25 protein-coding genes and 1 pseudogene are annotated in these 26844 nt (G+C 61.3%); 10 read left to right on the top strand and 16 right to left on the bottom strand.

Going from position 1 to position 26844, the window contains the following annotated elements; genetic code table 11:
- Both AD659_RS23775 and AD659_RS23770 read left to right on the top strand, forming a co-directional pair.
- Positions 1–327 (top strand): annotated as a pseudogene (locus tag AD659_RS23775) (carbon starvation protein A); the annotation flags it as partial.
- 15 nt (positions 328–342) lie between these two features.
- Complete coding sequence (locus AD659_RS23770) at positions 343–540, top strand: YbdD/YjiX family protein (protein ID WP_003182142.1); 198 nt, start codon at positions 343–345, stop codon at positions 538–540.
- Positions 541–844: 304 nt separating this feature from the next.
- Here the strand turns inward: AD659_RS23770 and AD659_RS23765 are convergent, their stop codons facing one another.
- Positions 845–2641 carry a methyl-accepting chemotaxis protein gene (locus AD659_RS23765; protein ID WP_053125554.1) on the bottom strand — a complete coding sequence of 599 codons (1797 nt, stop codon included), beginning with the start codon at positions 2639–2641 and terminating at the stop codon, positions 845–847.
- 245 nt (positions 2642–2886) lie between these two features.
- Between AD659_RS23765 and AD659_RS23760 the strand changes: the two genes are divergently transcribed.
- From AD659_RS23760 to AD659_RS23750, 3 genes are all read left to right on the top strand, one after another.
- Positions 2887–3153, top strand: a complete 267-nt coding sequence (locus tag AD659_RS23760; RefSeq protein ID WP_053125553.1) for a DUF4212 domain-containing protein — start codon at positions 2887–2889, stop codon at positions 3151–3153.
- An 11-nt stretch (positions 3154–3164) separates the two neighbouring features.
- Entirely contained in the window at positions 3165–4934 is a 1770-nt protein-coding gene (locus AD659_RS23755) for a sodium:solute symporter family protein (protein WP_053125552.1), read from the top strand.
- A 243-nt stretch (positions 4935–5177) separates the two neighbouring features.
- Positions 5178–7226, top strand: a complete 2049-nt coding sequence (locus AD659_RS23750) for a TonB-dependent siderophore receptor (protein ID WP_231987697.1) — start codon at positions 5178–5180, stop codon at positions 7224–7226.
- Between the two features lie 69 nt (positions 7227–7295).
- On the opposite strand, the gene AD659_RS23745 is transcribed toward AD659_RS23750, so the two are convergent.
- From AD659_RS23745 to ribBA, 8 genes are all read right to left on the bottom strand, one after another.
- Positions 7296–8294, bottom strand: a complete 999-nt coding sequence (locus AD659_RS23745) for an acyltransferase family protein (RefSeq protein ID WP_053125550.1) — start codon at positions 8292–8294, stop codon at positions 7296–7298.
- 308 nt (positions 8295–8602) lie between these two features.
- A complete protein-coding gene (locus AD659_RS23740; RefSeq protein WP_053125549.1) occupies positions 8603–9646 on the bottom strand; it encodes an LLM class flavin-dependent oxidoreductase in 1044 nt (347 codons plus the stop codon).
- A 29-nt stretch (positions 9647–9675) separates the two neighbouring features.
- Entirely contained in the window at positions 9676–10161 is a 486-nt protein-coding gene (locus AD659_RS23735; RefSeq protein WP_053125548.1) for a flavin reductase family protein, read from the bottom strand.
- A 44-nt stretch (positions 10162–10205) separates the two neighbouring features.
- Entirely contained in the window at positions 10206–11357 is a 1152-nt protein-coding gene (locus tag AD659_RS23730) for an ABC transporter ATP-binding protein (protein WP_053125547.1), read from the bottom strand.
- Positions 11358–11374: 17 nt separating this feature from the next.
- The gene (locus AD659_RS23725) at positions 11375–12184 is read right to left on the bottom strand and encodes an ABC transporter permease (protein WP_053125546.1); all 810 of its coding nucleotides are present in this window, start codon (positions 12182–12184) and stop codon (positions 11375–11377) included.
- Positions 12185–12190: 6 nt separating this feature from the next.
- The gene (locus AD659_RS23720; RefSeq protein WP_053125545.1) at positions 12191–13123 is read right to left on the bottom strand and encodes an ABC transporter permease; all 933 of its coding nucleotides are present in this window, start codon (positions 13121–13123) and stop codon (positions 12191–12193) included.
- Entirely contained in the window at positions 13120–14145 is a 1026-nt protein-coding gene (locus tag AD659_RS23715; protein ID WP_053125544.1) for an ABC transporter substrate-binding protein, read from the bottom strand. The genes AD659_RS23720 and AD659_RS23715 overlap by 4 nt, the downstream gene beginning before the upstream one ends.
- A gap of 334 nt (positions 14146–14479) precedes the next feature.
- Positions 14480–15589, bottom strand: a complete 1110-nt coding sequence (ribBA, locus tag AD659_RS23710; protein WP_053125543.1) for a bifunctional 3,4-dihydroxy-2-butanone-4-phosphate synthase/GTP cyclohydrolase II — start codon at positions 15587–15589, stop codon at positions 14480–14482.
- Between the two features lie 81 nt (positions 15590–15670).
- Here ribBA and AD659_RS23705 point away from each other — a divergent pair, with 81 nt between their 5' ends.
- Entirely contained in the window at positions 15671–15967 is a 297-nt protein-coding gene (locus AD659_RS23705; protein ID WP_053125542.1) for a DUF1330 domain-containing protein, read from the top strand.
- Between the two features lie 117 nt (positions 15968–16084).
- On the opposite strand, the gene AD659_RS23700 is transcribed toward AD659_RS23705, so the two are convergent.
- From AD659_RS23700 to AD659_RS23670, 7 genes are all read right to left on the bottom strand, one after another.
- On the bottom strand, positions 16085–16648 hold the full coding sequence (locus AD659_RS23700; RefSeq protein ID WP_053125541.1) for an NUDIX hydrolase: 564 nt from the start codon (positions 16646–16648) through the stop codon (positions 16085–16087).
- A gap of 2 nt (positions 16649–16650) precedes the next feature.
- Positions 16651–17403 carry a GntR family transcriptional regulator gene (locus AD659_RS23695; RefSeq protein ID WP_053125540.1) on the bottom strand — a complete coding sequence of 251 codons (753 nt, stop codon included), beginning with the start codon at positions 17401–17403 and terminating at the stop codon, positions 16651–16653.
- A 60-nt stretch (positions 17404–17463) separates the two neighbouring features.
- Positions 17464–17868 carry a carboxymuconolactone decarboxylase family protein gene (locus AD659_RS23690; protein ID WP_053125539.1) on the bottom strand — a complete coding sequence of 135 codons (405 nt, stop codon included), beginning with the start codon at positions 17866–17868 and terminating at the stop codon, positions 17464–17466.
- Positions 17869–18000: 132 nt separating this feature from the next.
- On the bottom strand, positions 18001–18486 hold the full coding sequence (locus AD659_RS23685) for a flavin reductase family protein (RefSeq protein WP_053125538.1): 486 nt from the start codon (positions 18484–18486) through the stop codon (positions 18001–18003).
- Between the two features lie 12 nt (positions 18487–18498).
- Positions 18499–19980: an aldehyde dehydrogenase gene (locus AD659_RS23680; RefSeq protein ID WP_053125537.1), complete on the bottom strand. Its 1482-nt coding sequence runs from the start codon at positions 19978–19980 to the stop codon at positions 18499–18501.
- A complete protein-coding gene (locus tag AD659_RS23675) occupies positions 19977–20810 on the bottom strand; it encodes an alpha/beta fold hydrolase (RefSeq protein WP_053125536.1) in 834 nt (277 codons plus the stop codon). Before AD659_RS23675 ends, AD659_RS23680 begins: the two co-directional genes overlap by 4 nt.
- A 45-nt stretch (positions 20811–20855) precedes the next feature.
- Positions 20856–21446, bottom strand: a complete 591-nt coding sequence (locus AD659_RS23670) for an amino acid synthesis family protein (RefSeq protein WP_003182108.1) — start codon at positions 21444–21446, stop codon at positions 20856–20858.
- Between the two features lie 596 nt (positions 21447–22042).
- Between AD659_RS23670 and AD659_RS23665 the strand changes: the two genes are divergently transcribed.
- The 4 genes from AD659_RS23665 to AD659_RS30600 all read left to right on the top strand — a co-directional run bounded on the left by AD659_RS23665 (position 22043) and on the right by AD659_RS30600 (position 26791).
- Positions 22043–23452 (top strand): circularly permuted type 2 ATP-grasp protein, encoded by a 1410-nt coding sequence (locus tag AD659_RS23665; RefSeq protein ID WP_053125535.1) that lies wholly within the window; start codon positions 22043–22045, stop codon positions 23450–23452.
- Positions 23453–23455: 3 nt separating this feature from the next.
- A complete protein-coding gene (locus AD659_RS23660) occupies positions 23456–24406 on the top strand; it encodes an alpha-E domain-containing protein (RefSeq protein ID WP_003201699.1) in 951 nt (316 codons plus the stop codon).
- A complete protein-coding gene (locus tag AD659_RS23655) occupies positions 24403–25200 on the top strand; it encodes a transglutaminase family protein (protein ID WP_053125534.1) in 798 nt (265 codons plus the stop codon). Before AD659_RS23660 ends, AD659_RS23655 begins: the two co-directional genes overlap by 4 nt.
- Positions 25201–26188: 988 nt before the next feature.
- Positions 26189–26791 (top strand): transposase, encoded by a 603-nt coding sequence (locus AD659_RS30600; protein ID WP_053125533.1) that lies wholly within the window; start codon positions 26189–26191, stop codon positions 26789–26791.
- The last annotated feature ends 53 nt before the right edge of the window (positions 26792–26844 follow it).

Genomic DNA, 26844 nt, shown 5'->3' with positions numbered 1-26844 from the left:
CTGCTGCCGGCGGCCTGGCTGCTGATCTGCACCACCACCGCGGGCTTGATCAAGCTGTTCGACGCCAACCCGGCGATCGGCTTCCTGGCCCTGGCGCGCAAATACAACGATGCCCTGGCCGCCGGCCAGATCCTGGCCCCGGCCAAGAGCATCGAGCAGATGCAGCACGTGGTGTTCAACGCCTACACCAACGCAACGCTGACGGTGTTGTTCCTGTTCGTGGTCTTCAGCATCCTGTTCTACGCGCTCAAGGTCGGCATCGCCGCCTGGGGCACGAAAGAACGCACGGACAAGGAAGCGCCATTCCAGGCCCTGCCGGACGCTTGATAGAGGATTGCAACGATGTTCAATGACTTGAGTCGCCTGGGTAAATACCTCGGTCAGGCCGCCCGCCTGATGGTCGGCATGCCTGACTACGACAACTACGTCGAGCACATGCAAACCAAGCACCCGGACAAGCCGATGATGGACTACGAGGCGTTCTTCCGTGAACGCCAGGAGGCCCGTTACGGCGGCAAGGGTGGGCCCAAGTGCTGTTGATCCGCTGACTGCCAGTGGATGATGTAACCCTTGTGGGAGCGAGCTTGCTCGCTCCCACAGTTGTTTTGGGGTGTTCTCAGGATGTGCATACGCCACAAATCCTTTGTGGCGAGGGAGCTTGCTCCCGCTGGACTCTGTAGGAGCTGGCGAAGCCTGCGATCTTTTGATTTTGATCTTTCGCTTGGAACTCAAGTGTCTTGGGAAAGATCGCAGCCTCGTTGCACTCGTCAGCTCCTACAGGGCAGCCGAGCGGGAGCAAGCTCCCTCGCCACAGGGCAGTTGTCTGGCTTGATTCCGGTGCTGATCAGTCCGCCAACAACACCGCCGCATCGAAGCCCACCCGCAAGTTGCCCCAATGGCGACCGCCGAAGAAGAACGGTACGTCGATCTCGGTCATGATTTCCCCGGTATCGCGCAGGTAGGTCTGCAGCAGGAAGCGCTGGACGTTGCCCGCCGCGCGCAGGCCGATCGGGTCGTTGAAGATGCGCTTGTTGCGGCACACCGGCAAATCCACCGCCCGGTCGCCAGTCGGCGGCTTGGAGACCCAGCTGTTGTTCACCGGGCAGTAGCCCTTGCTGTCGACGATGAACGAAACCTTGCCACCCGGCGTGCTGCGGGTGAGCTTGTCGCATTCTTCCTGACAGACCTGGGCAAAGCGTTCGGTATAGCTGGCCATGTACTGCTTGGGGTCGGTGCCGGGAATCAGTTGGTAATTCTGATCGAACAGGTTCAGGCCTTCGCGTTGCAGGGCTTCCAAGCGAACTTGGAGGGTGTCGCGGCACTCGCTGGCGCGGGTGATGGCGGCATCCAGCTTGCCATGGCCGAGCACGAAACGCCCCAGCAGTGCCTGGACCTTTTCGGCCACGCCAGACAGGTCGCGTGTGGCCGTTGCCGAGTGCTGCATGCGCTGGTCGATCAACTGGCTGTCGGCGTGGATCTGGGTGACCCGGTCGTTGATACCGGTGTTGCTGTCGGCGAACTGCTGGATATGAGTCGCGATGTCCGCCAGCTTGCCGTTGGTGGATTCGAAGTCGACGATCATGCTTTCGAAATGGCCGGAGGCGCGCTCCACCACTTTCTGGGTTTCCCGGGCGCTGTGGCTGATCTGCGTGGTCTGTTCATGAGTGGAACTGACTTCATCGAGCATGGCATCGATGTTGCGCGAGATATCGTCGGTGGCACGGCTGACGTTCTGTGCCAGGGTCCGCACTTCATCGGCCACCACCGCGAAGCCACGGCCGCTTTCGCCGGCCCGGGCGGCTTCGATGGCGGCATTGAGGGCCAGCAGGTTGGTCTGGGCAGAAATCTGCTGGATCAACCCGACAATCGACTTGATGCTCGACGAACGTTGGTTCAAGGCGCTCACAAGGGTGGCGAATTCACCCAGGCTGCTGGAGATTTCGCTGATGTTGCCGGTCACTTCCAGCAGCTCGGCATAGGAATCGCGGGCCATGCTCAGGTTCTGCGCGGTGGTGCTGGAGATGCCTTGGGTCTGGCGCGAGACTTCTTCGATTCGGCCCACGGCGGTGTTGCTCTGGTCCATCACTTCCTTGGCGAAGCGGGCCTGGTGGGTGGCGCTGTCGCTGGAGTCGCTGATGTTCTTCAGCGAGCGGGCGGACTCGACAGCGATGTGCACGGTCAGGGCCTGGACGTTGCTGATGATTTCCCGTTGCTTGGCCAGGAAACGGTTGCAGGTGCCGGCCAGCGTGCGGATCTCGTCGTGGGTCACCAGCGGCAGGTCCTTGGACAAGTCGCCTTCGCCGTTGGCGATCTCTTCCAGGGCCTTGGTCATGGCGGTGACGGGGCGCACGATGAGGTGGCGGAAATACCAGACCATGAAACTGATCATGCCCAGGGTCAGGACAGCGCCGAAGAGCAGGGCATGGGTAAGGCTATCGAGCCGAGCCTCGATTTGCCCCAACAGCGCGGCGTCCAACTGCGCATTGCGCAACAGCAGCAGGATCTCGGCGCGGGCGCTGAGGGCGACCCAATAAAGCAAGCCACTGACCAGCACCAACAGGAAAAGGCTCGACAGCTTTTTGGTGAGGGTATCGAAAAACTGCATCTCGATAGACTCGTACAAGGCCTTTAACGTCTGCATGCCGCTGCTCCTGGGCAAAAAAATCTCTTAATGGAATACATTCGACCGATAGCGGCAAAGCTTTAGCGGATTTGGGCGATTTGATATCACCCTGCGATGCTGGCGCACGTTAACCCTGTCGTTTCGGTGCGGCAGGATGTCAATACCTATTGTTACGAATTAGACGAAAGTCGTACTAGCGCGTCGCTCGACGGCTGCTACGGTTTGAAATGCAAAACAATAAAAACAAATAAGAGGGCGTCTCCATGTCCACTGAAAAGCACCAGGCTGCGCGTGCCTACTGGAAGGAAAACCTACGTTGGATGCTGGTACTGCTGGCCATCTGGTTCCTGGTGTCGTTCGGTTTCGGCATCTTGCTGGTCGACTCACTCAACACCATCAGCTTCTTCGGCACCCCCCTGGGGTTCTGGTTCGCGCAGCAGGGTTCCATCTACGTCTTTGTGCTCGAGATCTTCTTCTATGTCTGGAAGATGAATCAGCTCGATCGCAAATATGATGTCCACGAAGACTGAGGACGGCCCGCATGGACACAAAAACCCTGATCTACCTGGTCGTAGGCGCCACCTTCGCGTTGTACATCGCGATTGCAATCTGGACGCGTGCCGGTTCCACCAGCGAATACTACGTCGCCAGCAAGGGCGTGCATCCGGTACTCAATGGCATGGCCACCGGTGCGGACTGGATGTCGGCGGCCTCGTTCATCTCCATGGCGGGGATCATTGCCTTCGCCGGTTACGACGGTTCTGTCTACCTGATGGGCTGGACCGGTGGCTACGTGCTGTTGGCGATGTGCCTGGCGCCGTACCTGCGAAAATTCGGCAAGTTCACGGTACCCGAGTTCGTCGGGGCGCGTTATTACTCGCAGACGGCACGGGTGGTGGCGGTGATCTGCGTGATCTTCATTTCCTTTACCTATGTGGCAGGGCAGATGCGCGGCGTCGGGATCGTTTTTTCCCGTTACCTGGAAGTGGATATCAATGCCGGTGTCATGATCGGCATGGCCATCGTGTTCTTTTATTCGGTATTGGGCGGCATGAAGGGCATCACCTACACCCAGGTGGCTCAGTATTGCGTGATGATCTTCGCCTACATGGTGCCAGCGATTTTCATCTCGATAATGATCACCGGCAACCCGATACCGCAGTTGGGCTTTATCAGCGAGGCCGCCGGCTCGGGGCAGAGCGTGATCGAGCGACTCAACGGCCTGGGTGCCGAATTAGGCTTCTCTGCCTATACCGATGGCACCAAGTCGACCATGGACGTGTTTTTCATCACCATGGCGCTGATGGTCGGCACCGCGGGCCTGCCCCACGTGATCGTGCGGTTCTTTACCACGCCCACCGTCCGCGATGCACGCAAGTCAGCCGGCTACGCCTTGCTGTTCATCGCCATTCTCTATACCACCGCACCGGCCGTGGCGGCGTTCGCGCGCACCAATCTGCTGACTTCCATTCCCAACGTCAGTTATGCCACCGCACCGGCCTGGTTCAAGGCTTGGGAAAATTCCGGACTGATTGCGTGGGCGGACAAGAACAACGACGGCATCATCCAGTACAGCCCGGGCGCGGCTCTGGTCGGGACGCCGAGTTTTACCGGTGAGCGCGGGGCGCATGAGCAACGATTGCTCAAGAACCCGCTCTCGCCGGTGCCCAATGAACTCTATGTCGACAACGACATCATGGTCTTGGCCAACCCCGAAATTGCCGGCCTGCCGGGGTGGGTAATCGCGTTGATCGCGGCCGGTGGCCTGGCGGCGGCGCTTTCGACGGCAGCGGGGCTGTTGCTGGTGATCTCCACCTCGATTTCCCATGATCTGCTCAAAAGCAACATCATGCCCAGGATCAATGAAAAGCAGGAGTTGCTCGCGGCCCGCATTGCCGCCGGTGTGGCGGTGTTGATTGCCGGATTGTTTGGCATCTACCCACCCGCGTTCGTCGCCCAGGTGGTTGCGTTCGCCTTCGGGTTGGCGGCGTCTTCGTTCTTCCCGGTGATTGTCATGGGGATCTTCTCCAAGCGCATGAACCGCGAAGGTGCGATCGCCGGGATGATCGTTGGGCTGACCTTCACGTTCACCTACATCGTCTACTTCAAGTTCATCAACCCGACGATGAACACGGCTGAACATTGGTGGCTGGGTGTTTCCCCTGAAGGCATTGGCACGTTGGGGATGCTCTTCAACTTCCTGGCCGCTGTGGTGGTGTCACGCTTTACCGCGCCGCCACCGGAGCACATCCAGCACCTGGTCGAAGACATCCGCGTACCGAGAGGAGCCGGGGCCGCCGTCGACCACTGACCTGAACCTGCCCGAGACTGGAAGAGGGCAACCATCAAGGGCGCCGGACTCATCATCCGGCGCCTTTTTTTGTGCGCAGAGTCAAGCAGGGAGATGTTAGAAAGATTTACTGGGAATCATTCTCAAAGTATATTCGCTCTCATTCCTATCCCTGTGTGAGTGCGCGTCTTGAATCGTTCCACCCCTCTCGCTTACCGCAACGCTCTCGTCAAATGTGTTTTACCCGCGCTGTCCTGCTGTTTCATGGCAAGCCCCCTGAGGGCACAAGACACTTTGGAACTGCCCACCACCAACGTGCAAGGCAGCCGTGTCACTCAGGACGAGGGCTATACGACGTCGCAAGCCAGCACGGCGAGCAAGAGCGATGTACCGATCAAGGAAGAGGCGCAATCGATCAACGTGGTAACCCAGCAGACCCTGGCGGACTACCAGGTGCGTTCGCTGAACGACGCGATGAAGTTCGTCAGCGGCGTGAGCCAGGGCAACACCTTGGGCGGCTCGCGGGACTCATTGGTCAAGCGTGGGTTCGGCACCAACGACGACGGCTCGATCCTGCGCGACGGCGTGCGTTCGAACCTGGGGCACAACTTCAGCGCCACCACCGAACGGGTCGAAGTGCTCAAGGGGCCGGCCTCGATGCTGTACGGCGCGCTGGAGCCCGGTGGGCTGATCAACGTCATCAGCAAGAAACCGGAATACACCCAGAGCACCACGCTCAGCGGCTCGGCCTACAGCGAAGGCGGCGGCACCATGGCCCTGGACACCACCGGGCCGCTGGGCGACACCGGGTTGGCCTATCGCCTGATAGCCGAACGCGGGCATGAGGATTACTGGCGCAACTACGGCGTCAACGAGAGCACCCTGGTGGCGCCGTCCCTGGCTTGGACGGGAGAGCGGGCTTCGTTGAACCTGAGTTATGAATACAACGAATATTCCAATCCGTTTGATCGTGGCACCGTGTTCAAGAATGGGCATCCGGCTGACATCGATTATGACAAGCGCCTGGATGAGCCTTGGGCCAAGAGCGTCGGTATTCGCGAAACGGCGACGGCGCGATTCGAGTATGAGTTGAGTGAGGCGTGGAAAACCCGGGTGACTTATGGCTGGAACAACGATCGGTACAGCCTTTCGATTGCGCAGCCCAACTCGCTGATTGGCAATAATCTGCGTCGAGCCGCCAACGGCGCTCATTACGATGACGAAACCCGTTACGCCAGCTGGGACTTCATCGGTAAACAGGAACTCTTCGGTCAACGCCATGACGTGTTGATCGGGGCTGATAATCAGGTATCGGACCAATACCGTGGCAAGACCTACCGTGGGGCAGTGCGGGGGGGCTTCGATATCACAGCACCGGTGTACGGCGGCCTGGGAGAGCCCAGCGTTATCAGCCCGACCCAAAGCAATCTGAGCAATCAGCTGACTTCCAGCTCGGTCTACCTGAAGGACAACTGGCACTTGGATGATCGCTGGATTCTGGTCTTGGGTGGTCGCTACCAGCATTACGATCAGTTCGCCAAGCAAGGGTTGGTCACCAGGGTGCCGGTCCGCGACGACAACGGCGATGCCTTCGTCCCGTTCCTGGGCCTGGTCTATAAAGCCACCGAGGCGCTGTCGCTGTATGGCAACTACAGTCGCTCGTTCAAGCCTAACGACACCGTGGACGACAACCTCAGCACCTTCAAGCCGGAGGAAGGCCGTAGCTACGAAATTGGCGCCAAGTACGATCCGCTACCGGGCCTGAACATTAACCTTGCGCTGTTCGATATCGAGAAGAAAAACGTCGTGACCTCCTCGACAGTCAACGGCGTAACGCTGGCAGAAGCTGCGGGCAAGGTTGGCTCCCAAGGCCTCGAACTCGACATCACCGGCCGCCTGGCGGAGCGTTGGGACTTGATCGGGACGTATGCTTATACCCACACTGAAATCCTCGATGACCCGAAAAATGAAGGTCACCGCCTGCCCGACGCGCCCAAGCACACCGCCAGCCTGTACCTGTCGCACCACTTGAACGTCCCGGCCGAATTCGGTGCCTGGCACGCCGGTGCGGGGGCGCGTTACGTCGGCGAGCGTGCGGCTAACGCGGCGAACGATTTCTGGCTCAGCAGCTACACCGTCGCCGACGCCTTCCTGCGCTGGGAGGCACCGGTGTTCGGGCAAAAAACTTCGCTACAGTTGAACGTCGACAACCTGTTCGACAAGCAGTACTACCCGTCCTCCACCGGCAGCCAGTTGCAAGTCAACGTCGGCGAGCCGCGTACTGCCAAGTTGAGCGCCAGCGTGACGTTCTGATTCTGCCGCGCTGAAACAAAAAATGCCCGGGACCTGCGTCCCGGGCATTTTCTTGTGCGGCTTTCAGGGCTAAGCCGCCGTGCTCACAACGGGAGTCCGCGTGGCATCGTATTTCACGCCAGCCCTGAGAGCATGACGAAGCTTCAGCGCCGGCCGTTCGACCCCGTAGTACGAAATACCACTCAAGGCGAACGACAGCACCAGCACTGCCATGATGATCAGGCCGCTGTACGCCACCGGCCAGAACGCCCGCAACACGTACATCACCACAAAGTGGTTGAGGAACACGCCGTAGCTGATATTGCCCAGGAATTCATCGAGTCGGTGATGCTTCAGCCTGCTGAGCAGATACACCGTCGGCAGGCCAAGGGCGATGCCCAGGGTCACCTCGGCGTTGAACGGTCGGCGCGGAATGATTCCCATGACAATGGCGAGAAACATCAATGCGGCAACGAGCAGGGTAACGAACGCGATCCACAGCCCCTTGGCCTGGGCCCGATACAGGTAGCTGCCGCAAAGGAAAATAAACAGCACACCTGGCAGCAGGCGATAGCCGTAGATGTCGGTGTCGAGGTAGCCCAGCGAGGCGATCATGAACACCGTCACGGACAGTGCAAAGACGATCCCTCGCGTCTTGTAGAGGATCAGGAACGGGATCAGCAGGTAAAAGCACATTTCCAGGCCCAGGGACCAACCGGGTGGCAGGATCTCGGGCACGGTGATGCCGAACATATAGAAACCCAGCGGCAGGATCGGCAGGCTGGTGGCGATGTTTTCCAGGGTCAGGGCGGCGGCCTGGGGTGTTCCCGGCAGGAGGAAATGGATCACCGCGCAGGACAAGACGAAGTACACCAGGAACTGCGGGTACAGCCTCAGCAGCCGATCAATATAGAACAGGCCGATTTGGCCCGGGCGGTTGTAGGTCCTTTCGATCAGCGAGGTCATCACGAAACCGCTGATGATCAGGAAGGACACCACGGCAACGACGCCGGGGTTCAATCCGAGGAAAGTCACGCCCATATGAGAAACGGCCACCAACATGGCCAACAGCAACCGATAAACCCCCAACGCGCATCATCCTTAATCAGAGTCGATCCGTTTGCGCGGTACGTTAGGTGGCTTTGCGAGCGGTTAATAGGGGTCTGCGGGGCAATGGCGGGGCAGTGGGGTCAATTGTCACATTTGACACATATGTTTCAGTGGGATGGCCATCGCGAGCAGGCTCGCTCCCACAGGACTGGTGGCGTACCCGGATGCTGCGTACGCCACAGGATCCCCTGCGGGAGCGAGCCTGCTCGCGATGGCGGAGTGTCGGTCACAGTGATGTGGAGCGTGCTGGCCCAATCGCGAGCAAGCTCGCTCCCAGAGGATGTCAGTCACCGAAACGCCGGCACCACCTGCTGGATGAACAGCTCCAGGGATTTTTTCTTTTCGGCATGGGGCAGGCTGTTGTCGCACCAGAAGCTGAACTCATCCACCCCCAGTTCCTGGTAGTACTTGATTCGCTCGATGATCTGCTGCGGGGTGCCGATCATGGTGTTCTTGCGGATGTTGTCCAGCTGGAATTCCGGGCGCTCGGCGAACTTTTCTTCCGGGCTGGGTGCCAGGAAGCCGTTGACCGGCACTTGCTTGTTGCCGAACCAGGCATCGAAGGTGCGATAGAACTTCGAGATGGCTTGGGCGCCAACCTTCCAGCCTTCGGGATCGTCCACCGCATGGACGTGGGTGTGGCGCAGCACCATCAGTTGCGGGCGTGGCACGTCGGGGTTGTTGTCCAGGGCGGCCTGGAATTTGTTCTTCAGGTCCAGCACTTCCTCATCGCCCTTCATCAACGGCGTGACCATCACGTTGCAGCCGTTGGCAACGGCGAAGTTGTGGGAGTCCGGGTCGCGGGCGGCGATCCACATCGGCGGGTGAGGCTTGCGGATTGGCTTGGGCACGCAGGTGGACGTCGGGAATTTCCAGATCTCGCCATCGTGGGCGTAGTCGCCTTGCCACAGGGCGCGCACCACCGGGACCATTTCGCGCAGGGCCTGGCCGCCGGAGGAAGCCGGCATGCCGCCGGCCATGCGGTCGAATTCAACCTGGTAGGCGCCCCGGGCCAGGCCGACTTCCATGCGGCCATTGCTGATCACATCCAGCAGCGCGCATTCGCCGGCCACCCGCAGCGGGTGCCAGAACGGCGCGATGATGGTGCCGGCGCCCAGGTGGATGGTCGTGGTCTTGCCGGCCAGGTACGCCAGCAACGGCATCGGGCTTGGCGAGATGGTGTATTCCATGGCGTGGTGTTCGCCGATCCACACGGTGCTGAAACCGCCGGCCTCGGCCAACAGGGTCAACTCGCTCAGGTCTTCGAACAACTGGCGATGGCTGACGCTTTCGTCCCAGCGCTCCATGTGTACGAACAAGGAAAATTTCATGGCGCTTTCTCTTTTTGTTGACGATCGATTCAGGCGAGGACGGGCAGGGCGCCCATCTTGCCGTGGCAATAAACCAGCGGCCCCGGTGTGTGCTGCGGCACGATCAGGTTCTTCACGGCGCCGACCATGATGGCGTGGTCGCCGCCTTCGTATTCGCGCCACAGTTCGCATTCGATGATGGCGGTGGCGTTGCTCAGCAGCGGGTTACCCCGTTCGCTCAGGGTCCATTCGATGCCCTGGGCCTTGTCCTTGCCTTTGCGGGCGAAGGCATAGGCTTCGTTCTGCTGGCCGCCGGAGAGCAAGTGGATGGCGAAGCGCTTGTTCTTGATCAGTACCGGATAGGAATCGGAGCTGTAGTTGGGGCAGAACAGCACCAGGGCCGGCTCCATCGACAATGAGCTGAAGGCACTGGCAGTCAGGCCGACGATCTGGCCGTCGTCATCGAGGGTGGTGATCACCGTCACCCCGGACGGGAACGAGCCCATGACTTGTTTGTAGACGCTGGCATCGATCATCGGACGATCCTCGGGCTGGAGCGGTTGTGGGCACGCAATGTTCATCAGTGGGCACCCGCGGCCTTGTTCAGGTCGCTCTCGGCCCATTGGGTGTAGACGCAGGCGTCGGCGGTGGCCCAACGCACGCGCACCGGGTCGCCAGCCTTGAGTGGCATGCCGGCGGCGGACAGCGCCTTGACGGTCATGGCCGTGCCGCCGGACGTCACCACGCTGCAGGTCTGGCTTTCGCCGAGGAACAGCACTTCGACGACCTTGGCCGACACCTCATTCCAGCCGGCCGCCAAGGGTTCCTGGGCGGCTTGCTCGACGCTCAGGGCGAGGGCTTTTTCCGGGCGCACCATCAGCAGCACATCCTGGTCCGTTTGCAGGCCGGCGGTCAGTCGGATCGACAGCGACTGGCCTTCGAAGCTCGCCACGGCATTGCCCTGGGCCTTGAGCTTGAGGAAATTGGAGTTGCCCAGGAACGACGCGACGAAGGCGTTCGGCGGGTTCTGGTAGAGGTCGTAGCCGCTGCCCAGGCCGACGATCTTGCCGTGGCTGAAAATGGCGATGCGCTGGGACAGGCGCATGGCTTCTTCCTGGTCATGGGTGACGTAGACGATGGTGATGCCCAGCCGGCGGTGCAACTGGCGCAGTTCATCCTGCAAGTCCTCCCGGAGCTTTTTGTCCAAGGCCCCGAGAGGCTCATCCATCAGCAAGATGCGCGGTTCATAGACCAGTGCTCGGGCAATCGCCACACGCTGCTGCTGGCCGCCGGACAGTTGCGAAGGGCGGCGATGGGCGAACTCTCCCAGCTGCACCAGTTTAAGCATGGCGTCGACCCGGCGTTCGCGCTCGGCGCTGGCCAGTTTGCGAATCGCCAGGGGAAAGGCAATGTTGTCGCGTACCGACAGATGCGGGAACAGCGAGTAGCGCTGGAACACCATGCCGATGTCGCGCTTGTGCGGCGGGACGTTGACCAGGGATTTGCCGCCCACCAGGATCTCGCCACTGCTGGGTGTTTCGAACCCGGCCAGCATCGACAGCGTAGTGCTCTTGCCCGAGCCGCTGGAACCGAGGAAGGTCAGGAATTCGCCGTCCTGGATCTCCAGGGAAATATCGTCCACGGCGGCAAAGTCGCCGTAGTGCTTGTTCAGGTTGCGCAGGCTGACCAGGGTCTTGTTGTTCTGTTGTGCGGGGTCTTTGACGGCACTCATCGTGTTCTCCTAGGCGCTCAGGCGCTGATTTCATTGCGCCGGCGCAGGGCGGCGGCGATCACCATCACCAGCACCGAGAGGCCGATCAGCAGCGTCGAAGCGACGGCGATCACAGGCGTCAGGTCCTGGCGCAGGGTGGTCCACATCTTGACGGGCAAGGTTTGCAGGGTCGGGCTGGCCATCATCACGCTCAGCACCACTTCATCCCACGACACCAGGAACGCGAACAGCGCGCCAGCGACCATGCCCGGGCGAATGGCCGGGAAGGTCACCTTGAATACCGCTTGCAAGCGTGAGGCGCCGCAGATCACCGCTGCGTCCTCGATGGATTGGTCGAACAGCTTGAGCGAGTTGATGATCGAGATAATGGTGAACGGCAGTGCGACGATGACGTGGCTGACCACGAAGGCGAACATCGTCCCGGTGTAGCCCAGCTTGAGGAACAGCGCGTACACCGCCACGGCGATGATCACCAGCGGCACGATCATCGGCAGGGTGAACAGGCCGTAGAGCATTTCCCGGCCCGGGAAGCGTCCGCGCACCAGGGCAAACGCCGTCGGCAGGCCCAGCGCCACGGCGCAAACGGTGGTCAGCACCGCGACCTTGAGGCTGGTCAGTGCGGCACTCATCCAGTCGGGGTTGGAAAAGAACTGGCCGTACCATTTGAGCGTCCAGCCGGGTGGCGGGAAGACCAGCCATTGGGACGAACCGAACGACAGTAGCACGATGAACACGATCGGCAGCAGCAGGAACAGCGCGATCAGGCCGGTGGTGAAATACAGGCCGAACCGCATGCGCCGGCTCATGGCATTGGGAGTCAGGAGCATGACGGCTTACCTCGCGTTGCTGGCGCCCACCGGGGATTCCGGCTGGAGCTTCAGGTAGAAGTAGAACAACACCAGGGTGATCGCCACCAACAAGGCCGCGCCGGCACTGGCCAGGCCCCAGTTGAGGAACGACTGCACCTGCTGGATGATGAATTCCGGCAGCATCATGTTCTGCGCGCCGCCCAGCAGTGCCGGGGTCACGTAGTAACCGAGGGACATCACGAACACCATCAGCCCGCCGGAGAACAGCCCCGGCCGGCACAGCGGCAGGAATACCCGGAAGAAGTTGGTCCAGGGACTGGCGCCGCAAATCGAACCGGCCTGCAGGATCATCGGGTCGATGGCCTGCATGGTCGCCTGCAACGGCAGCACGATGAACGGGATCATGATGTAGCTCATGCCGATCACCACACCGGTGAGGTTGTGCACCATCTCCAGCGGCTGGTCGATGATGCCCAATGCCATTAGCGTCTTGTTCACCACGCCCGAGGCTTGCAGCAGCACCAGCCAGGAGTAGGTACGGGCCAACAGGCTGGTCCACATCGACAGCAGCACGATGTTCAGCATCCAGCGGCCCCAGCCACGGGGTACCAGGGTAATGGCCCAGGCCAGGGGGAAACCCAGCAGCAGGCTGAACAGCGTTACCAGCCCGGCCACCGAAAAGGTGTTGAACAGCACCCGGGCGTAGGCCGAGTTGGCGAACAGTTGCTCGTAGTTGCCCAACCCGGGCACCGGCTCCAGCACTCCGCGCAGCAGCAGGCCGATCAGCGGCGCCAGGAAGAACAGGCCGAGGAACAGCAGGGCGGGGAGCAGGTTGCCGGCCCCGCGCCAGCGCTGCAGCCGCGACGGTGCTTGCGGTGCAGCGGCCTGGGCGGTTGCCACACCGGCAGCGCCAGCGGCGCCCCCGGTGTGCTGGGTTGCCGTTGCCGACATTTTCATTTGACCAGCCATTCGTTCCACCGTGTCGCGATGTCCTGACCGTTCTTGGCCCAGTACGCGAAATCAAGCGTGATCTGATCCTTGGCGTAGGCGGTCGGCAGGTTGGGAGCGAGCACCGAATCCAGGCGGGCGACGCTGTCGACGTTGACCGGAGCGTAGGCGGTCAGGTTGGAAAAGTCGGCCTGGCCCTTGGCGCTGCTGGCGTTGGCCAGGAACTTCATGGCCGCGGCCTTGTTTTTCGAACCCTTTGGAATGACCAGGATGTCGGCCATGACCAGGTTCTGCTTCCAGCTTACGCCGACTGGAGCGCCGTCTTGTTGCAAGGCATAGATACGCCCGTTCCAGAACTGTCCGATGCTGGCTTCGCCGGACGCGAGCAGCTGCTGGGACTGGGCGCCGCCGCCCCACCAGACGATGTCTTTCTTGATGGTGTCGAGTTTCTTGAAGGCGCGGTCCAGGTCCAGCGGATAGAGCTTGTCCTGAGAAACGCCATCGGCCAGCAGGGCCAGCTCAAGCACACCGGGACTAGGCCATTTGTAGAGGGCGCGTTTGCCGGGATAGGTCTTGGTGTCGAACAGTGCGGACCAGTCCTGGGGCTTGCCAGCACCGAGCTTGCCTTCGTTGTAGCCGAGAACAAAGGAGAAGTAGAACGAGCCGACGCCATGGTCGGAAACGAAGCGCGGGTCGATCTTGTCGCGCTGCACCACCGAGAAGTCGAGGGGTTCGAGCAGGCCTTCAGCGGCGGCGCGCAGGGCGAAATCGGCTTCAACGTCGACCACGTCCCACTGCACGTTGCCGCTTTCGACCATGGCCTTGAGTTTGCCGTAGTCGGTGGGGCCATCCTGGACCACGGTGATGCCGCTGGCCTTGCTGAACGGGTCGGCCCAGGCCTGCTTCTGTGCGTCCTGGGTGCTGCCACCCCAACTGACGAAGTTGACGCTTTCAGCGGCCATCGTCGCCTGGCTGGTGACACTCAGCAGGCCGGCAAAAAGAACTGCGGCTGCACTTTTCTTCAACACCATTTTCACGCCCTCATTGTTGTGTTTATTGAGTGGGCTTTTGTTCGCCCACTTATCGGGAGCATTGGTCCAACTGGCCTTGCGGGCGACCGTGCCAAAGGTTGGCTGGAACGCTCGGTCTATGGAATATCATATTATGGTATTCCAAACTTTCTGCAAGCATTTTGCCGTACCGGCTATCTGTCCGGGCGCAGATTTTTCTCTGTCATTCTTGGATGGAACCCTTGTGGGAGCGAGCTTGCTCGCGATAGCGGTGTGTCAGTCTCCCTTCATGTCGGCTGGTTAGTTGCTATCGCGAGCAAGCTCGCTCCCACTGGGGCTGTGCGTAGCCTTGGGCTTATGCGGTGAAGGGGATGCTCTCCACCACCTCCAGGTCGTACCCCGTCAGCCCCGCATACTTGAGCGGTGGTCCCAGGTGCCGCAATTTACCGACGCCCAGGTCCTGGAGAATCTGCGCGCCGGTGCCTACTTCAGAATAGATGCGCGATTGCGACCGACTGAACTGTCGTGGCGGCTGGGTCAGTTGCGGTACGCGCTCAAGCAGCGCCTGGGACGATTCGTGGTTGGCCAGCACGACCACCACGCCGTGACCTTCCTCAGCCACCCGTTGCAAGGCTGCCCACAGCGTCCAATTGGATGGGCCGTTGTATTGCGAACCGACCAGGTCCCGCAACGGATCGATCACGTGCACCCGCACCAGCGTTGGCTCATCCCGGCGAATGTCGCCCATGACCATCGCCATATGCACGCCGCCTTCAATGCGGTCTTCGAAAGTGAACAAGCGGAAGGTGCCATGTACCGTGGGCAGTTCCCGTTCACCGATGCGCACCACGGTGTGCTCGGTGCTCAGGCGATAGTGGATCAGGTCGGCGATGGTGCCGATCTTGATCCCGTGTTTGCGGGCGAAAATCTCCAGATCGGGACGGCGGGCCATGGTGCCGTCATCGTTCATCACTTCGACGATCACCGACGCCGGGGTGAAACCCGCCAAGCGCGCAAGGTCGCAACCGGCTTCGGTGTGCCCGGCGCGGGTGAGCACGCCACCTTCCTTGGCCCGCAGCGGAAAGATATGCCCCGGCTGCACAATGTCGTTGGGCCCCGCATCGACGGCCACGGCGGCGGCGACCGTGCGTGCCCGGTCGGCGGCGGAAATACCGGTGGTCACGCCGATGGCGGCCTCGATGGAAACCGTGAATGCGGTGCTGAACACGCTGCCGTTGCTCGGTACCATTTGCTCAAGCCCCAGGCGCTGGCAGTGCTCGTCGGTCAACGTCAGGCAGATCAACCCACGGGCTTCACGCGCCATGAAGCTGATGGCCTGGGCGTCGCAACAATCGGCGGCCAGTAGCAGGTCGCCTTCGTTTTCCCGATCTTCGTCATCCACCAGCAACACCATCTTGCCCAGGCGGTAATCTTCGATGATTTCCTGAATGCTGTTAAAGGCCATGTCGGGCTCTCTTTGTTTTGATGAGGCTTGCTGGAATGTCGTTGTGGTATACCATAATACAAAACAAACCGAGAGGTCACTATGAAGGCGTACTGGATTGCTCATGTGGATGTCACCGACCCCGATCAATACAGCCAATACACCCAGCGGGCGCCGGCGGCGTTTGCCTTGTATGGCGGTCGGATGCTGGCCCGGGGCGGGCGCAGCGAAGCGATGGAGGGCAGGGTCACGCCGCAGCGCAGCGTGGTGATCGAGTTCGACTCTTACGAACAGGCGCTGGCCTGCTATCACTCGGCGCAGTATCAGGAGGCCAGGCACCATCGCGAAGGCGCAGCCCGGGCCGAGGTGATCATTGTCGAGGGCGTGCTTCCACTGTAGGAGCTGTGTAGGAGCTGTCGAGTGCAACGAGGCTGCGATCTTTCCCCGGCCAATTGAGCCTGGAGTGAAAAGATCAAGATCAAAAGATCGCAGGCTTCGCCAGCGCCTACAGGGGCGTCAGCGGATGAAGTGAATCTTGCCGCTGTCGTCGTTGCCCATGTAGATGCCATAGACCCCGGCCTGGCGTTCCTCGATATACCGTTCGAGGATCTGCCGGATGGCCGGGTAGTAGATGCTGTCCCAGGGAATGTCTTCAGGGGCGAAGAACTGGCAGGCGAGGGTTTCCGGGCCGAACTGGCCGGTGATCTCCAGCGCGATGGCGCGGAAGATAATGTACACCTCGCTGATCTTCGGCACGCTGAAGATCGAGTAGGGCGAGACGATTTCAGCGCGTACGCCGGTTTCTTCCCAGACTTCCCGCAGCGCCGCCTGTTCGGTAGTCTCGTTGCCTTCCATGAAGCCGGCCGGCAATGTCCAGGTGCCCGGGCGCGGTGGGATGGCGCGTTGGCACAGCAGGTACTTGCCGTCCTGCTCGATGATGCAGCCGGCAATGATCTTCGGGTTGACGTAGTGGATGTAGCCGCACCCACCACACATCAGTCGCTCATGGGTATCGCCCGCTGGCAGGCGGTGATCGAGATCACTGCCGCCGCACTTTGGACAAAAGCTCGGGCTGAACATGGCTAGCGACCTATACGCGGTTCTTTGAGGGCGATGGGCGGGATGATCTCGGGGATTTCACCGGTCTCTTCCTGTTGGCGCTTGAGGTATTCCAGGGCGACCTTGGCGGCAGCGCGCACGTGGTCGACGCAGGCCTGGTGGGCAACCAGGGGATCGCCGCTCTTGATCGCCTCGACCATGCGCTCCATTTCCTGGTTGCTGCTGCCGCGACGGTTTTCCTGGGACACCGAGGTCGCCCGCAAATAGCTGATGCGCGCCTGCAGCTGACGCAACTGGGTGGCGGCGACATGGTTGCCGGAGCCTTCGAGCAGCACATCGTAGAAGCCTTGCACCGAATCGATGACCTGTTGCAGCTCGCCTTCCTTGAGGGCCTTGCGGTTTTCCTCGAGGGCTTTTTCCAGGGCCTTGATGTCCTTGGCCTTGGCCCGCAGGGTGAACAGCTGGACGATCAGGCCTTCGAGCACGCAACGCAGCTCATAGATGTCGACGGCGTCGGCCAACGTGATAATGGCGACTCGCGGCCCTTTGGCATCGGCAAACTCCACCAGGCCTTCGGATTCCAGGTGGCGCAGCGCTTCGCGCACCGACGTGCGGCTCACGCCCAGGCGATCGCACAGATCGCGTTCGACCAGGCGATCGCCCGGCAGAAGCTGGAAGTTCATGATGGCGCTTCGCAGTTTATCCAGCACGATCTCGCGCAGGGTAACGGGGTTGCGATTGACCTTGAAGCTGTCGTCGAGTGGCAGGCGTTTCATGGGGTCCGCTCTGTAATATGGCTGTCCATGCCAAACGGGCAACATCCGTGCACGTTCAGATCAAACAGCCGAGGGTTGACTGGAGGCCTCGGCATCGGCTTCGGCGAAGGCTTCACGGGCAAGCCGGAAACTGTCCACGGCAGCGGGGACGCCGCAATAGATACCGACCTGAAGCAGAATTTCGCGTATTTGCTCACGACTCAAGCCGTTACGCAAGGCGCCACGCACATGCAGCTTGAGTTCGTGCGGGCGATTGAGCGCCGAGATCATGGCCAGGTTGATCATGCTGCGCTCCTTGAGCGACAAGCCCTCGCGACCCCAGACATGGCCCCAGCAATATTCGGTGACCATTTCCTGCAGCGGCCGGGTGAAATCGTCGGCGTTCTCGAGGGAACGGTTGACGTACTCCTGGCCCAGCACCTGGGTGCGGATCTTCAGGCCTTGTTCGTATTTGTCGTTGCTCATGCGCGACTCCTGAAAAGTGTTGAACCTGTGGGAGCGAGCTTGCTCGCGATGGCGGTGTGTCAGGTACATCAATGTCGACTGTTCCACCGCTATCGCGAGCAAGCTCGCTCCACAGGGCGATGTGTGCAGCCATCAGGCCAGTGTGGGCAGCGGACCCAATTTGCCCTTGTGATAGATCATCGGCGTCACCGGCTGCTCGGGCAGGATCAGGTTCTTCACCGCGCCGACGATGATTGCGTGGTCGCCACCGTCGTATTCGCGCCACAGTTCGCATTCGATGATCGCTGTGGCCTTGCTCAGCAGCGGATTGCCCAGCTCGCTCAGGTGCCAATCGATGCCCTTGGCCTTGTCCTTGCCTTTCCCGGCGAAGGCATAGGCTTCGGCGGTCTGGTCCGCGGACAGCAGGTGGATCGCGAACTGCTTGCTGTCGCGCAGCACCGGGTAGGTGTCGGAGGCGTAGTTGGGACAGAACAGTACCAGCGCCGGGTCGATCGACAGGGCGCTGAACGCACTGGCGGTGATGCCGACGATATTGCCGTCCGGGTCCAGGGTGGTGACCACCGTGACGCCGGACGGGAAGGAGCTCATCACTTCTTTGTAGATGCCGGGTTCGATCATTTCTCTGGACTCCTAGCGCATCACGAACGGATCAGGCATGGGTGCCTGGGACAGGTTGATCCACACCGTTTTCAGTTCGGTATAGGCCAGCACCGAGTCGATGCCGCTCTCGCGTCCATAGCCGCTGTTCTTGAAACCACCGATGGGCGCCATGGCTGATACGGCACGGTAAGTGTTGACCCAGATGATCCCGGAACGCACATCCCGGGCCAGGCGATGGGCGCGGCCCAGGTCGCGGGTCCAGATACCGGCGGCGAGGCCGAACTGCGAGTCGTTGGCGATCGCCAGGGCCTCGGCTTCGTCCTTGAAACGAATCACCGAGGCCACCGGACCGAAGACTTCTTCCTGCATGATCTTCATCGAGTTGCGGTCGCATTCGAACAGCGTTGGCTCATAGAACCAGCCTTCGCCCAGGTTCTGCGCACGCTTGCCGCCCAGGCGCAGGCGCGCCCCTTCCGCGATGGCGTCGGCGACCAGGCCTTCGACCACGGCCAGTTGCTGTGCGGTGGCCATGGGGCCCATTTCGCTGCTGTCTTCCTGCGGGTTGCCGATGCGGATGCGCTGGGCCCGTTCGACCAGGCGCGAGACGAATTCGTCATAGATCTCGTCCTGCACCAGCAGGCGCGAACCGGACACGCAGCTTTGACCCGAGGCCGCATAAATCCCGGCAATGGCCCCGTTGATCGCACTGTCCAGGTCGGCGTCGGCAAAGATGATGTTCGGCGACTTGCCGCCCAGTTCCAGGGACAGCTTGGCGAAGTTCTCGGCGCTGCTGCGCACCACATGGCGGGCCGTGGCGGCGCCTCCGGTGAAGGCGATCTTGCGCACCAGCGGATGACGGGTGAGGGCCGCGCCGGTGCTGGGGCCGTAACCGGTGATGACGTTGACCACCCCCGGTGGAATGCCGGCTTCCAAGGCCAGGCGAGCCAGCTCCAGGACCGTGGCCGAGGCGTGCTCGGACGGTTTGATCACGATGGTGTTGCCGGCCGCCAGCGCCGGGGCAAGCTTGATCGCGGTCAGGTACAGTGGGCTGTTCCAGGGAATGATCGCCGCGACTACACCCATGGCTTCGTGCACCGTGTAGGCGAACAGGTCCGGCTTATCGAGGGGCAGGGTGCCGCCTTCGAGCTTGTCGGCCAGGCCTGCGGTGTAGTGGAAAAATTCCGGCAGGTAACCGACCTGGCCGCGGGTTTCGCGGATCAGCTTGCCGTTGTCGCGGCTTTCGAGTTGGGCCAGTTGTTCCTTGTTTTCCGCGATCAGGTCACCAAGACGGCGCAGCAGCTTGCCGCGAGCGGTGGCGGTCAAGCCGCGCCAGGCCGGGCTGTCGAAAGCGCTTTGTGCTGCCTGGACGGCGCGCTCGACATCGGCTTCGTCGGCGTCAGGCAGCTCGGCCCAGGGTTGGGCCAGGGCCGGGTTAAGGCTTTGGAAGGTCTTGCCGGACAGGGCATCGACCCATTCACCGCCGATGCACATCGAAAAACGTGCGAGTGTCATGCAACGATCCCCTTTATCTGGTTTTGTCGGGCGTTTGCCGTGTCGAGGAATTCCAGCAACAACTGGTTGACCAGGCGAGGCGACTCTACCGGCATCATATGCCGTTGTTCGGCGAGCACGGCAACGCTGGCGCCGGGAATGCGCTCGGCCAGTTGCCGGGCCATTTCCGGTGTCGAGCCGGGGTCCAGTTCACCGGTAGCGATCAGCGTCGGCACCTGGATATTGCCCAGGTCATCGGCGCGGTACATGTCCTGGGTGGCGAACAGCTCATAGGTGGTCAGGTAACCCTGCGGATCATTTCCTGCCAGGGTCTGGCGCAACGCGGCAATCTGCGCCGGGTTGGCCGCCTGGTATTCACGACTGAACCAGCGCGACAACGCCGCCTCGGCGTTCGCGTCCGGCCCATGCTCGGCGGCCTGGGCGGTGCGGGCGATGACCCCGGCGCGCTGCTCGGCGCTGCGGTTGAAGACGCTGTTGAGCACCACCAGGCCTTGCAGCCGCTGCGGGTAATGCAAGGCAAACGCACGGGCCACCAGGCCCCCCATGGAAAAGCCGATCACCGTCGCCTGGGGCAGTTGCAAGTGGTCAAGCAACTCCAGCAACTGATCGGCGTAGCCCAGCAACGCGGTACCGCTTTGCGGACGCGGACTGGCGCCATGGCCGAGCATGTCGTAGGCAATCACCCGGTATTGCGTGGCCAGGCCGACGACCTGGCCGCCCCACATTTCTTTGTTCAGGCCCACGCCATGGATCAAGACCACGGGTTGGCCTTCGCCGGTTGCCAGGTAGCTGGTGCCGGCCGGGGTGAGTTCAGCGGTGAGCCGAATCATGGAGCGCTCCTGCATGGCTTTTTTATTGTGGTTGTCCAGGCTGGATCACTGCGCATTCTCGGCGGCCAGTTCTTCCAGGTCGATGTAACGGTTACCGATGCGCGGGTGCAGGCGGCCGCCATCGGCGCAGCCCAGCACCACGACGATTTCGTCGGCGCGGGGAGCATCTTCAATCTGCATTTCCAGGGTGATGTAGTGCGAGCGCAGGCCTTCGTCGTCCTTGTGCATCATCGGGATCTGGATCGAGGTGCCAGGGCCGCCGCGCTTGTTGGTAAAGCTCAGGTAACTCTTGGCCTTGACCGCTTCGCGGTAGTGATTGCCGAAGCGTAGGGTGTGGATCACGGCGGAGGCGTGCTCGATTTCACCGTCGGCACCGACCACTGCGGCCTTGCCGTAGGCTTCGATCTTCTCGGCGCCACCGATGATGCCCACCAGGCGCTCGACCATCAGTGCGCCAAGGTCGGAGCAGTTGGCGCGGATTTCCGGCTTCAGGTCTTCGACGAAACCGCGGCCCAGCCAAGGATTTTTCATGACCACTGCCAGTCCGACCATGGTCACCGGTTTGTCGGTGGCCTTGCCGCCTTCGATAAAGGTTTCTTCGACATAGCTGACGATCTTGCGAATTTCGAAACTCATGGACTGCTCCCAGGGTGGGTGAAAAGGGCTTTGCGTATGATGGTATACCATAATACTGTCGGTGCAAGTGGTGCTGTTGAATTTGTGCGAAGGGAGGCGACGGAAGGCGGGAGGCACCGAGAGAAGGGCCAGGGCAAGATCGATGAAATGTGCCTACAGTGAATGAGTGGGTATTAATTTCCCCTTTTCAGGGCATTCCTCGCTGGCATCTCGTCTGCGTGCACCGATTCGACCCGTTTGTGGCATTGCCGCCGGGAACTGAAATAAACGTTTCAGCCTTCAAACAGCTTTTCGTCGCAAAATTGAAAATAAATTTCGCTTTTCTGTCGCTCTGCGACGGTTTTTCCAGCATTGGCTCGATGCACCGCACTTAGGCACAGCCCTTGCTACGACTCCAGAACCAGAGAGCCAGCGAGAGGTGTTCGATACGTAGAAAAATAGGGGGGGCGCACGTCATCCGGACGCAAAGGCCTGATCAGAGACCCATGCCTAACGAGGTATTCAGAGAACCAGGGCTCATAAAAAAGGCAAGGCCGTACTGAGTGGAATGACGACGTAATAAGAAATGCCGTGTACGACACGGCTGGGAGTTGGCTATGCCCCACGCTTTTTTCAATGAAATGTACGATGCCCAGGGTGACTGCCGCCCGCATTACCAAGCCTTCTCGCGCTGGCTGGCGGATACGCCGCTTGAACTGCTGGAGCAACGCCGCCGCGAAGCCGACCTGCTGTTCCATCGCGCCGGTATCACCTTCACCCTTTATGGGGACGAGCAGGGCACTGAGCGGTTGATTCCGTTCGACATCATCCCGCGCAGCATCAAGGCCAGTGAATGGCAAATGGTCGAGCGTGGCTGCATCCAGCGGGTCCAGGCCCTGAACATGTTCCTGGCCGACATCTACCACGGGCAGCACATCCTCAAGGAAGGGATCATTCCTGCCGAGCAGGTACTCGCCAACGAGGGGTATCAGATTGCGATGCAGGGCCTGAACCTGCACCGGGGCATCTACGCCCATATCGCCGGTGTCGACCTGGTTCGCGACGGTGACGGCAGCTACTACGTGCTGGAAGACAACTTGCGCACCCCCAGCGGCGTGAGCTACATGCTCGAAGACCGCAAGATGATGATGCGCCTGTTCCCCGAACTCTTCGCCGCCCAGCGCGTGGCCCCCATCGACCATTACCCGAACCTGCTGCTCGATACCCTCAAGAGTTCCAGCCCCTTGGAAAACCCCACCGCCGTGGTGCTGACCCCGGGACGCTTCAACAGCGCCTATTTCGAACACGCGTTCCTGGCCCGTGAAATGGGCGTGGAGCTGGTGGAAGGCGCCGATCTGTTCGTGCGTGACGATCACGTGTACATGCGCACCACCGCCGGCCCCCGGCAGGTGGACGTGATTTACCGTCGGCTTGACGATGCCTACCTCGACCCGCTGTCGTTCAACCCCGATTCGATGTTGGGCGTGCCGGGGCTGATCGCCGTATACCGCGCGGGCAATGTGGTGCTGGCGAACGCGGTCGGCACAGGCGTCGCCGATGACAAGTCGATCTACCCCTACGTCGACGAGATGATCCGTTTTTACCTCACCGAAGAACCGATCCTGAAGAACGTGCCCACCTGGCAGTGCCGCAAGCCCCAGGACCTGTCCCACGTGCTGGCCAACCTGCCGGATCTGGTGGTCAAGGAAACCCAAGGTTCAGGAGGTTACGGCATGCTGGTCGGGCCGGCGGCCACTGCCGCGGAGATCGAGGATTTCCGCGCCCGCCTCAAGGCCCGTCCCGAAGCCTACATTGCCCAGCCGACCTTGAGCCTGTCCACGTGCCCGACCTTTGTCGAGAGCGGCATCGCGCCGCGCCACATCGACCTGCGTCCATTCGTGCTGTCGGGCAAGGAAACGCGCCTGGTGCCCGGCGGGCTGACCCGCGTGGCGCTGCGCGAAGGCTCGCTGGTGGTGAACTCGTCCCAGGGCGGCGGCACCAAAGACACTTGGGTAGTGGAGGACTAAGACATGCTTTCAAGAACTGCTTCGGACCTCTATTGGATGTCCCGCTACCTGGAGCGCGCCGAGAACCTGGCGCGCATGCTCGAAGTCAGCTATTCGCTGTCGCTGATGCCCCAGGCCGGGCGCAGCGATGGCCATGCCGAATTAGCGATGTCGCTGCTGGCGGCCGGTACGCTGGACGACTACAACGCCCGTTATGACGCGCTCAATACCGAGCGCATGCTGCATTTCTTTGCCTTGGACGAAACCAACCCCGGCAGTATCTACAGCTGCCTGAGGGCCGCGCGAACCAATGCCCATGCCGTGCGTGGGCGCATCACCGCCGACATGTGGGAGAACATCAACGCCACCTGGCTGGAAATGCGCAACATCGCCAGCAACGGCCTTGGGCGCTACGGCATCAGTCACTTCTGCGAATGGGTCAAGGAGCGCTCGCACCTGTTCCGGGGCGCGACGTCGGGCACCATCATGCGCAACGATGCCTATTGTTTCATTCGCCTGGGGACCTTTATCGAACGGGCCGACAACACCCTGCGCCTGCTGGACGCGCGCTATGAAATGTTCGGTGAGGAGTCGGAGGAGGTCAGTGACAACTCGGCCCGTGGTTATTACCAGTGGAGTGCCTTGTTGAGGGCGTTGTCTTCGTTCGAGGCGTTCAACGAGATCTATCGCAACGCGCCCAATGCCGAGCAGGTATCCGAGATGTTGCTGCTGCGGGCCGACGTCCCGCGCTCGCTGCATGCCTGCATCGAGGAACTGGACCACATCCTCGCCAGCTTGCCGGGCAACAACGGCCGGCCGGCGCAACGCCTGGCCGCCGAGCTGAATGCGCGCCTGCGTTATTCGGGGATCGACGAGATCCTGGCGTCGGGCCTGCATCAATGGTTGACCGACTTGATCGGGCAGATCCGCCACTTGGGCCAGACCGTCCATGAGTCTTATTTGGAGGTCGTATGAAACTGTCCATACGCCACGACACCACCTACAGCTATGCCGATGAAGTCTGCACCAGCATTCAGTTCCTGCGCCTGACGCCCCGGGACACTCAGCGCCAGCGCATCCTGGAGTGGCATCTGGAGCTGCCGCGACTGGTGCGCAGCCAGCTTGATCCCTATGGCAACATTCTCCACGTGATGACCATGGACGAGCCCCACGGTGCCCTGGTCCTGACGGCTTATGGCGAGGTGGAAATCCATCAGTCGATAGCGATGGAACCGGACAGCCAGTCGCCACTGCCGTTCTTGCGCACCAGCCGCCTGACCGAGGCGGACGAGACCCTCAGCGCCTTCGCCGTCGAACAATGCGCAGGACGACGCGATCGTTCGGCCTTGACCGACCTGATGAACGGCCTGGCGGCGCGGATGCCCTATAGCCCTGGCACCACGGCGGTCAACAGCACCGCCGCCGAGGCGTTTGCCGGTGGAACGGGGGTTTGCCAGGACCATACCCACGCATTCCTGGCCTGCGCGCGCAGCCTGGGCATTCCCGCGCGCTATGTTTCCGGTTACCTGTGCACCGAGGACGAAAGCCACCTGGCGAGCCACGCCTGGGCGGAAGCCTGGCTGGACGATGGCTGGTACAGTTTCGACGTGACCAACCGCCTGACCCTTCCAGACCGCCACCTGAAACTGGCGGTCGGCCTGGACTACCTCGACGCCTGCCCGGTCCGCGGCATGCGCCGGGGCGGCGGGGCGGAACAGATGCAGGCGCGGGTGCAGGTAAGCTCGATGGTGCAGGTGCAACACCAATAAAGGCACGCCGAAGCTGAAGGCCTCGTCGCGAGCAAGCTCGCTCCCACACCGGGATTGGTGGTGGATACAAACCCTGTATCCACCCGAGCCCCCCTGTGGGAGCGAGCCTGCTCGCGATGAGGCCGACACATCCAACATCAATGCAATCAGACCCACCGCCACTGCCTTTGTGGCGAGGGAGCTTGCTCCCGCTGGGCTGCGCAGCAGCCCCAGAACCAAGCACCGCGTAGCGTCAGGCAGATCGCATGCAGCTTATTGGGGCCGCTCCGCGCCCCAGCGGGAGCAAGCTCCCTCGCCACGGGGTTGAATGCTCGGCATCAGGTCTGGAAACACCCGAGTCCCCTGTGGGAGCTGAGCTTGCTCGCGATAACGGTCTCCCAGCCGACATCACCGCCAACTGACCCACCGCCATCGCGAGCAAGCTCGCTCCCACAAAATCTCCCACACTGGGATTGGTGGTGGATACAAACCCTGTATCCACCCGAGCCCCCCTGTGGGAGCGAGCCTGCTCGCGATGAGGCCGACACATCCAACATCAATGCAATCAGACCCACCGCCACTGCCTTTGTGGCGAGGGAGCTTGCTCCCGCTGGGCTGCGCAGCAGCCCCAGAACCAAGCACCGCGTAGCGTCAGGCAGATCGCATGCAGCTTATTGGGGCCGCTCCGCGCCCCAGCGGGAGCAAGCTCCCTCGCCACGGGGTTGAATGCTCGGCATCAGGTCTGGAAACACCCGAGTCCCCTGTGGGAGCTGAGCTTGCTCGCGATAACGGTCTCCCAGCCGACATCACCGCCAACTGACCCACCGCCATCGCGAGCAAGCTCGCTCCCACAAAATCTCCCTTCCTCCATACCTTCAAAAATGAAGCTTTCATGACAAAAGTTCGGTAGCACATCGCCATTCCCGTCATGCCTGTGTGACGTGTTCGAGGGGACCTTTCAGGTCGTTTGGAGCCGGGGCGCGAAGCCGGGAGTGAGGCGATGGGGACTATGGAACGTTATTCGAAAGTGGGCATGCAGGAGCTTGACCAGCGGCTGTCGAAGATCGTCGAGGCGGCGCGCAAGCAACCGGTCTCGGTGTATCGCTACGGCGCGCCGTGGGTCTGGATCGTTTCCCAGGATGACTGGCAGGGCGCGCTCAAGGAAGTGTCCAGCTACATTCCGCAAGGCCATTCACTGGTTTTGCTGCGTCCGCAGATCGACGACCTGCTGGATGACCATCGCGATGTGCTGCAGGGCCTCAACGCCGGTGCCCAAATGTTGATCGCACCGCAAACCGCCATGCACATCCTCCTTCTGCAACTGCTCTATTCGGTGCCCAGCGAGCAGCAACTCTACGAACAACTCAATTACAACCTGCTGTTCCGCTGGTTCGTCGGCCTGGACCTGAACCAGAAGGTCTGGAGTTTCAACGTCCTGAGCAAAGACCTCGCCACGCTGCTGGGCGATGCACGGGCGGTGCGGCTCATCCAGAAAATCATCGGTGAAGTGTTCTGTGGCGCCTTGCTGCAAATGCCGGAGTTCTCCTTGAACTTCGCGCTGCTGCACACCTGGCTGGCCCGGCACGCCACGACATCGACCATAAGCAATTGAGCCGTACTTTGAATTCAGGGGGTGGTGTGGAGCATTTTTTCAAATCGCGGCCG

The organism is Pseudomonas thivervalensis, assembly GCF_001269655.1.
GTDB classification, from domain to species: domain Bacteria; phylum Pseudomonadota; class Gammaproteobacteria; order Pseudomonadales; family Pseudomonadaceae; genus Aquipseudomonas; species Aquipseudomonas thivervalensis.
Note: the sequence above shows the minus strand (reverse complement) of the source record. Positions and strands in the feature narration are given on the sequence as shown.

Coding starts and splice junctions, on each gene's coding strand:
- AD659_RS23770 (WP_003182142.1), top strand. CDS start 343: ATGTTCAATGACTTGAGTCGCCTGGGTAAATACCTCGGTCAGGCCGCC.
- AD659_RS23765 (WP_053125554.1), bottom strand. CDS start 2,641: ATGCAGACGTTAAAGGCCTTGTACGAGTCTATCGAGATGCAGTTTTTC.
- AD659_RS23760 (WP_053125553.1), top strand. CDS start 2,887: ATGTCCACTGAAAAGCACCAGGCTGCGCGTGCCTACTGGAAGGAAAAC.
- AD659_RS23755 (WP_053125552.1), top strand. CDS start 3,165: ATGGACACAAAAACCCTGATCTACCTGGTCGTAGGCGCCACCTTCGCG.
- AD659_RS23750 (WP_231987697.1), top strand. CDS start 5,178: ATGGCAAGCCCCCTGAGGGCACAAGACACTTTGGAACTGCCCACCACC.
- AD659_RS23740 (WP_053125549.1), bottom strand. CDS start 9,646: ATGAAATTTTCCTTGTTCGTACACATGGAGCGCTGGGACGAAAGCGTC.
- AD659_RS23735 (WP_053125548.1), bottom strand. CDS start 10,161: ATGATCGATGCCAGCGTCTACAAACAAGTCATGGGCTCGTTCCCGTCC.
- AD659_RS23730 (WP_053125547.1), bottom strand. CDS start 11,357: ATGAGTGCCGTCAAAGACCCCGCACAACAGAACAACAAGACCCTGGTC.
- AD659_RS23725 (WP_053125546.1), bottom strand. CDS start 12,184: ATGCTCCTGACTCCCAATGCCATGAGCCGGCGCATGCGGTTCGGCCTG.
- AD659_RS23720 (WP_053125545.1), bottom strand. CDS start 13,123: ATGAAAATGTCGGCAACGGCAACCCAGCACACCGGGGGCGCCGCTGGC.
- AD659_RS23715 (WP_053125544.1), bottom strand. CDS start 14,145: ATGGTGTTGAAGAAAAGTGCAGCCGCAGTTCTTTTTGCCGGCCTGCTG.
- ribBA (WP_053125543.1), bottom strand. CDS start 15,589: ATGGCCTTTAACAGCATTCAGGAAATCATCGAAGATTACCGCCTGGGC.
- AD659_RS23705 (WP_053125542.1), top strand. CDS start 15,671: ATGAAGGCGTACTGGATTGCTCATGTGGATGTCACCGACCCCGATCAA.
- AD659_RS23700 (WP_053125541.1), bottom strand. CDS start 16,648: ATGTTCAGCCCGAGCTTTTGTCCAAAGTGCGGCGGCAGTGATCTCGAT.
- AD659_RS23695 (WP_053125540.1), bottom strand. CDS start 17,403: ATGAAACGCCTGCCACTCGACGACAGCTTCAAGGTCAATCGCAACCCC.
- AD659_RS23690 (WP_053125539.1), bottom strand. CDS start 17,868: ATGAGCAACGACAAATACGAACAAGGCCTGAAGATCCGCACCCAGGTG.
- AD659_RS23685 (WP_053125538.1), bottom strand. CDS start 18,486: ATGATCGAACCCGGCATCTACAAAGAAGTGATGAGCTCCTTCCCGTCC.
- AD659_RS23680 (WP_053125537.1), bottom strand. CDS start 19,980: ATGACACTCGCACGTTTTTCGATGTGCATCGGCGGTGAATGGGTCGAT.
- AD659_RS23675 (WP_053125536.1), bottom strand. CDS start 20,810: ATGATTCGGCTCACCGCTGAACTCACCCCGGCCGGCACCAGCTACCTG.
- AD659_RS23670 (WP_003182108.1), bottom strand. CDS start 21,446: ATGAGTTTCGAAATTCGCAAGATCGTCAGCTATGTCGAAGAAACCTTT.
- AD659_RS23665 (WP_053125535.1), top strand. CDS start 22,043: ATGCCCCACGCTTTTTTCAATGAAATGTACGATGCCCAGGGTGACTGC.
- AD659_RS23660 (WP_003201699.1), top strand. CDS start 23,456: ATGCTTTCAAGAACTGCTTCGGACCTCTATTGGATGTCCCGCTACCTG.
- AD659_RS23655 (WP_053125534.1), top strand. CDS start 24,403: ATGAAACTGTCCATACGCCACGACACCACCTACAGCTATGCCGATGAA.
- AD659_RS30600 (WP_053125533.1), top strand. CDS start 26,189: ATGGAACGTTATTCGAAAGTGGGCATGCAGGAGCTTGACCAGCGGCTG.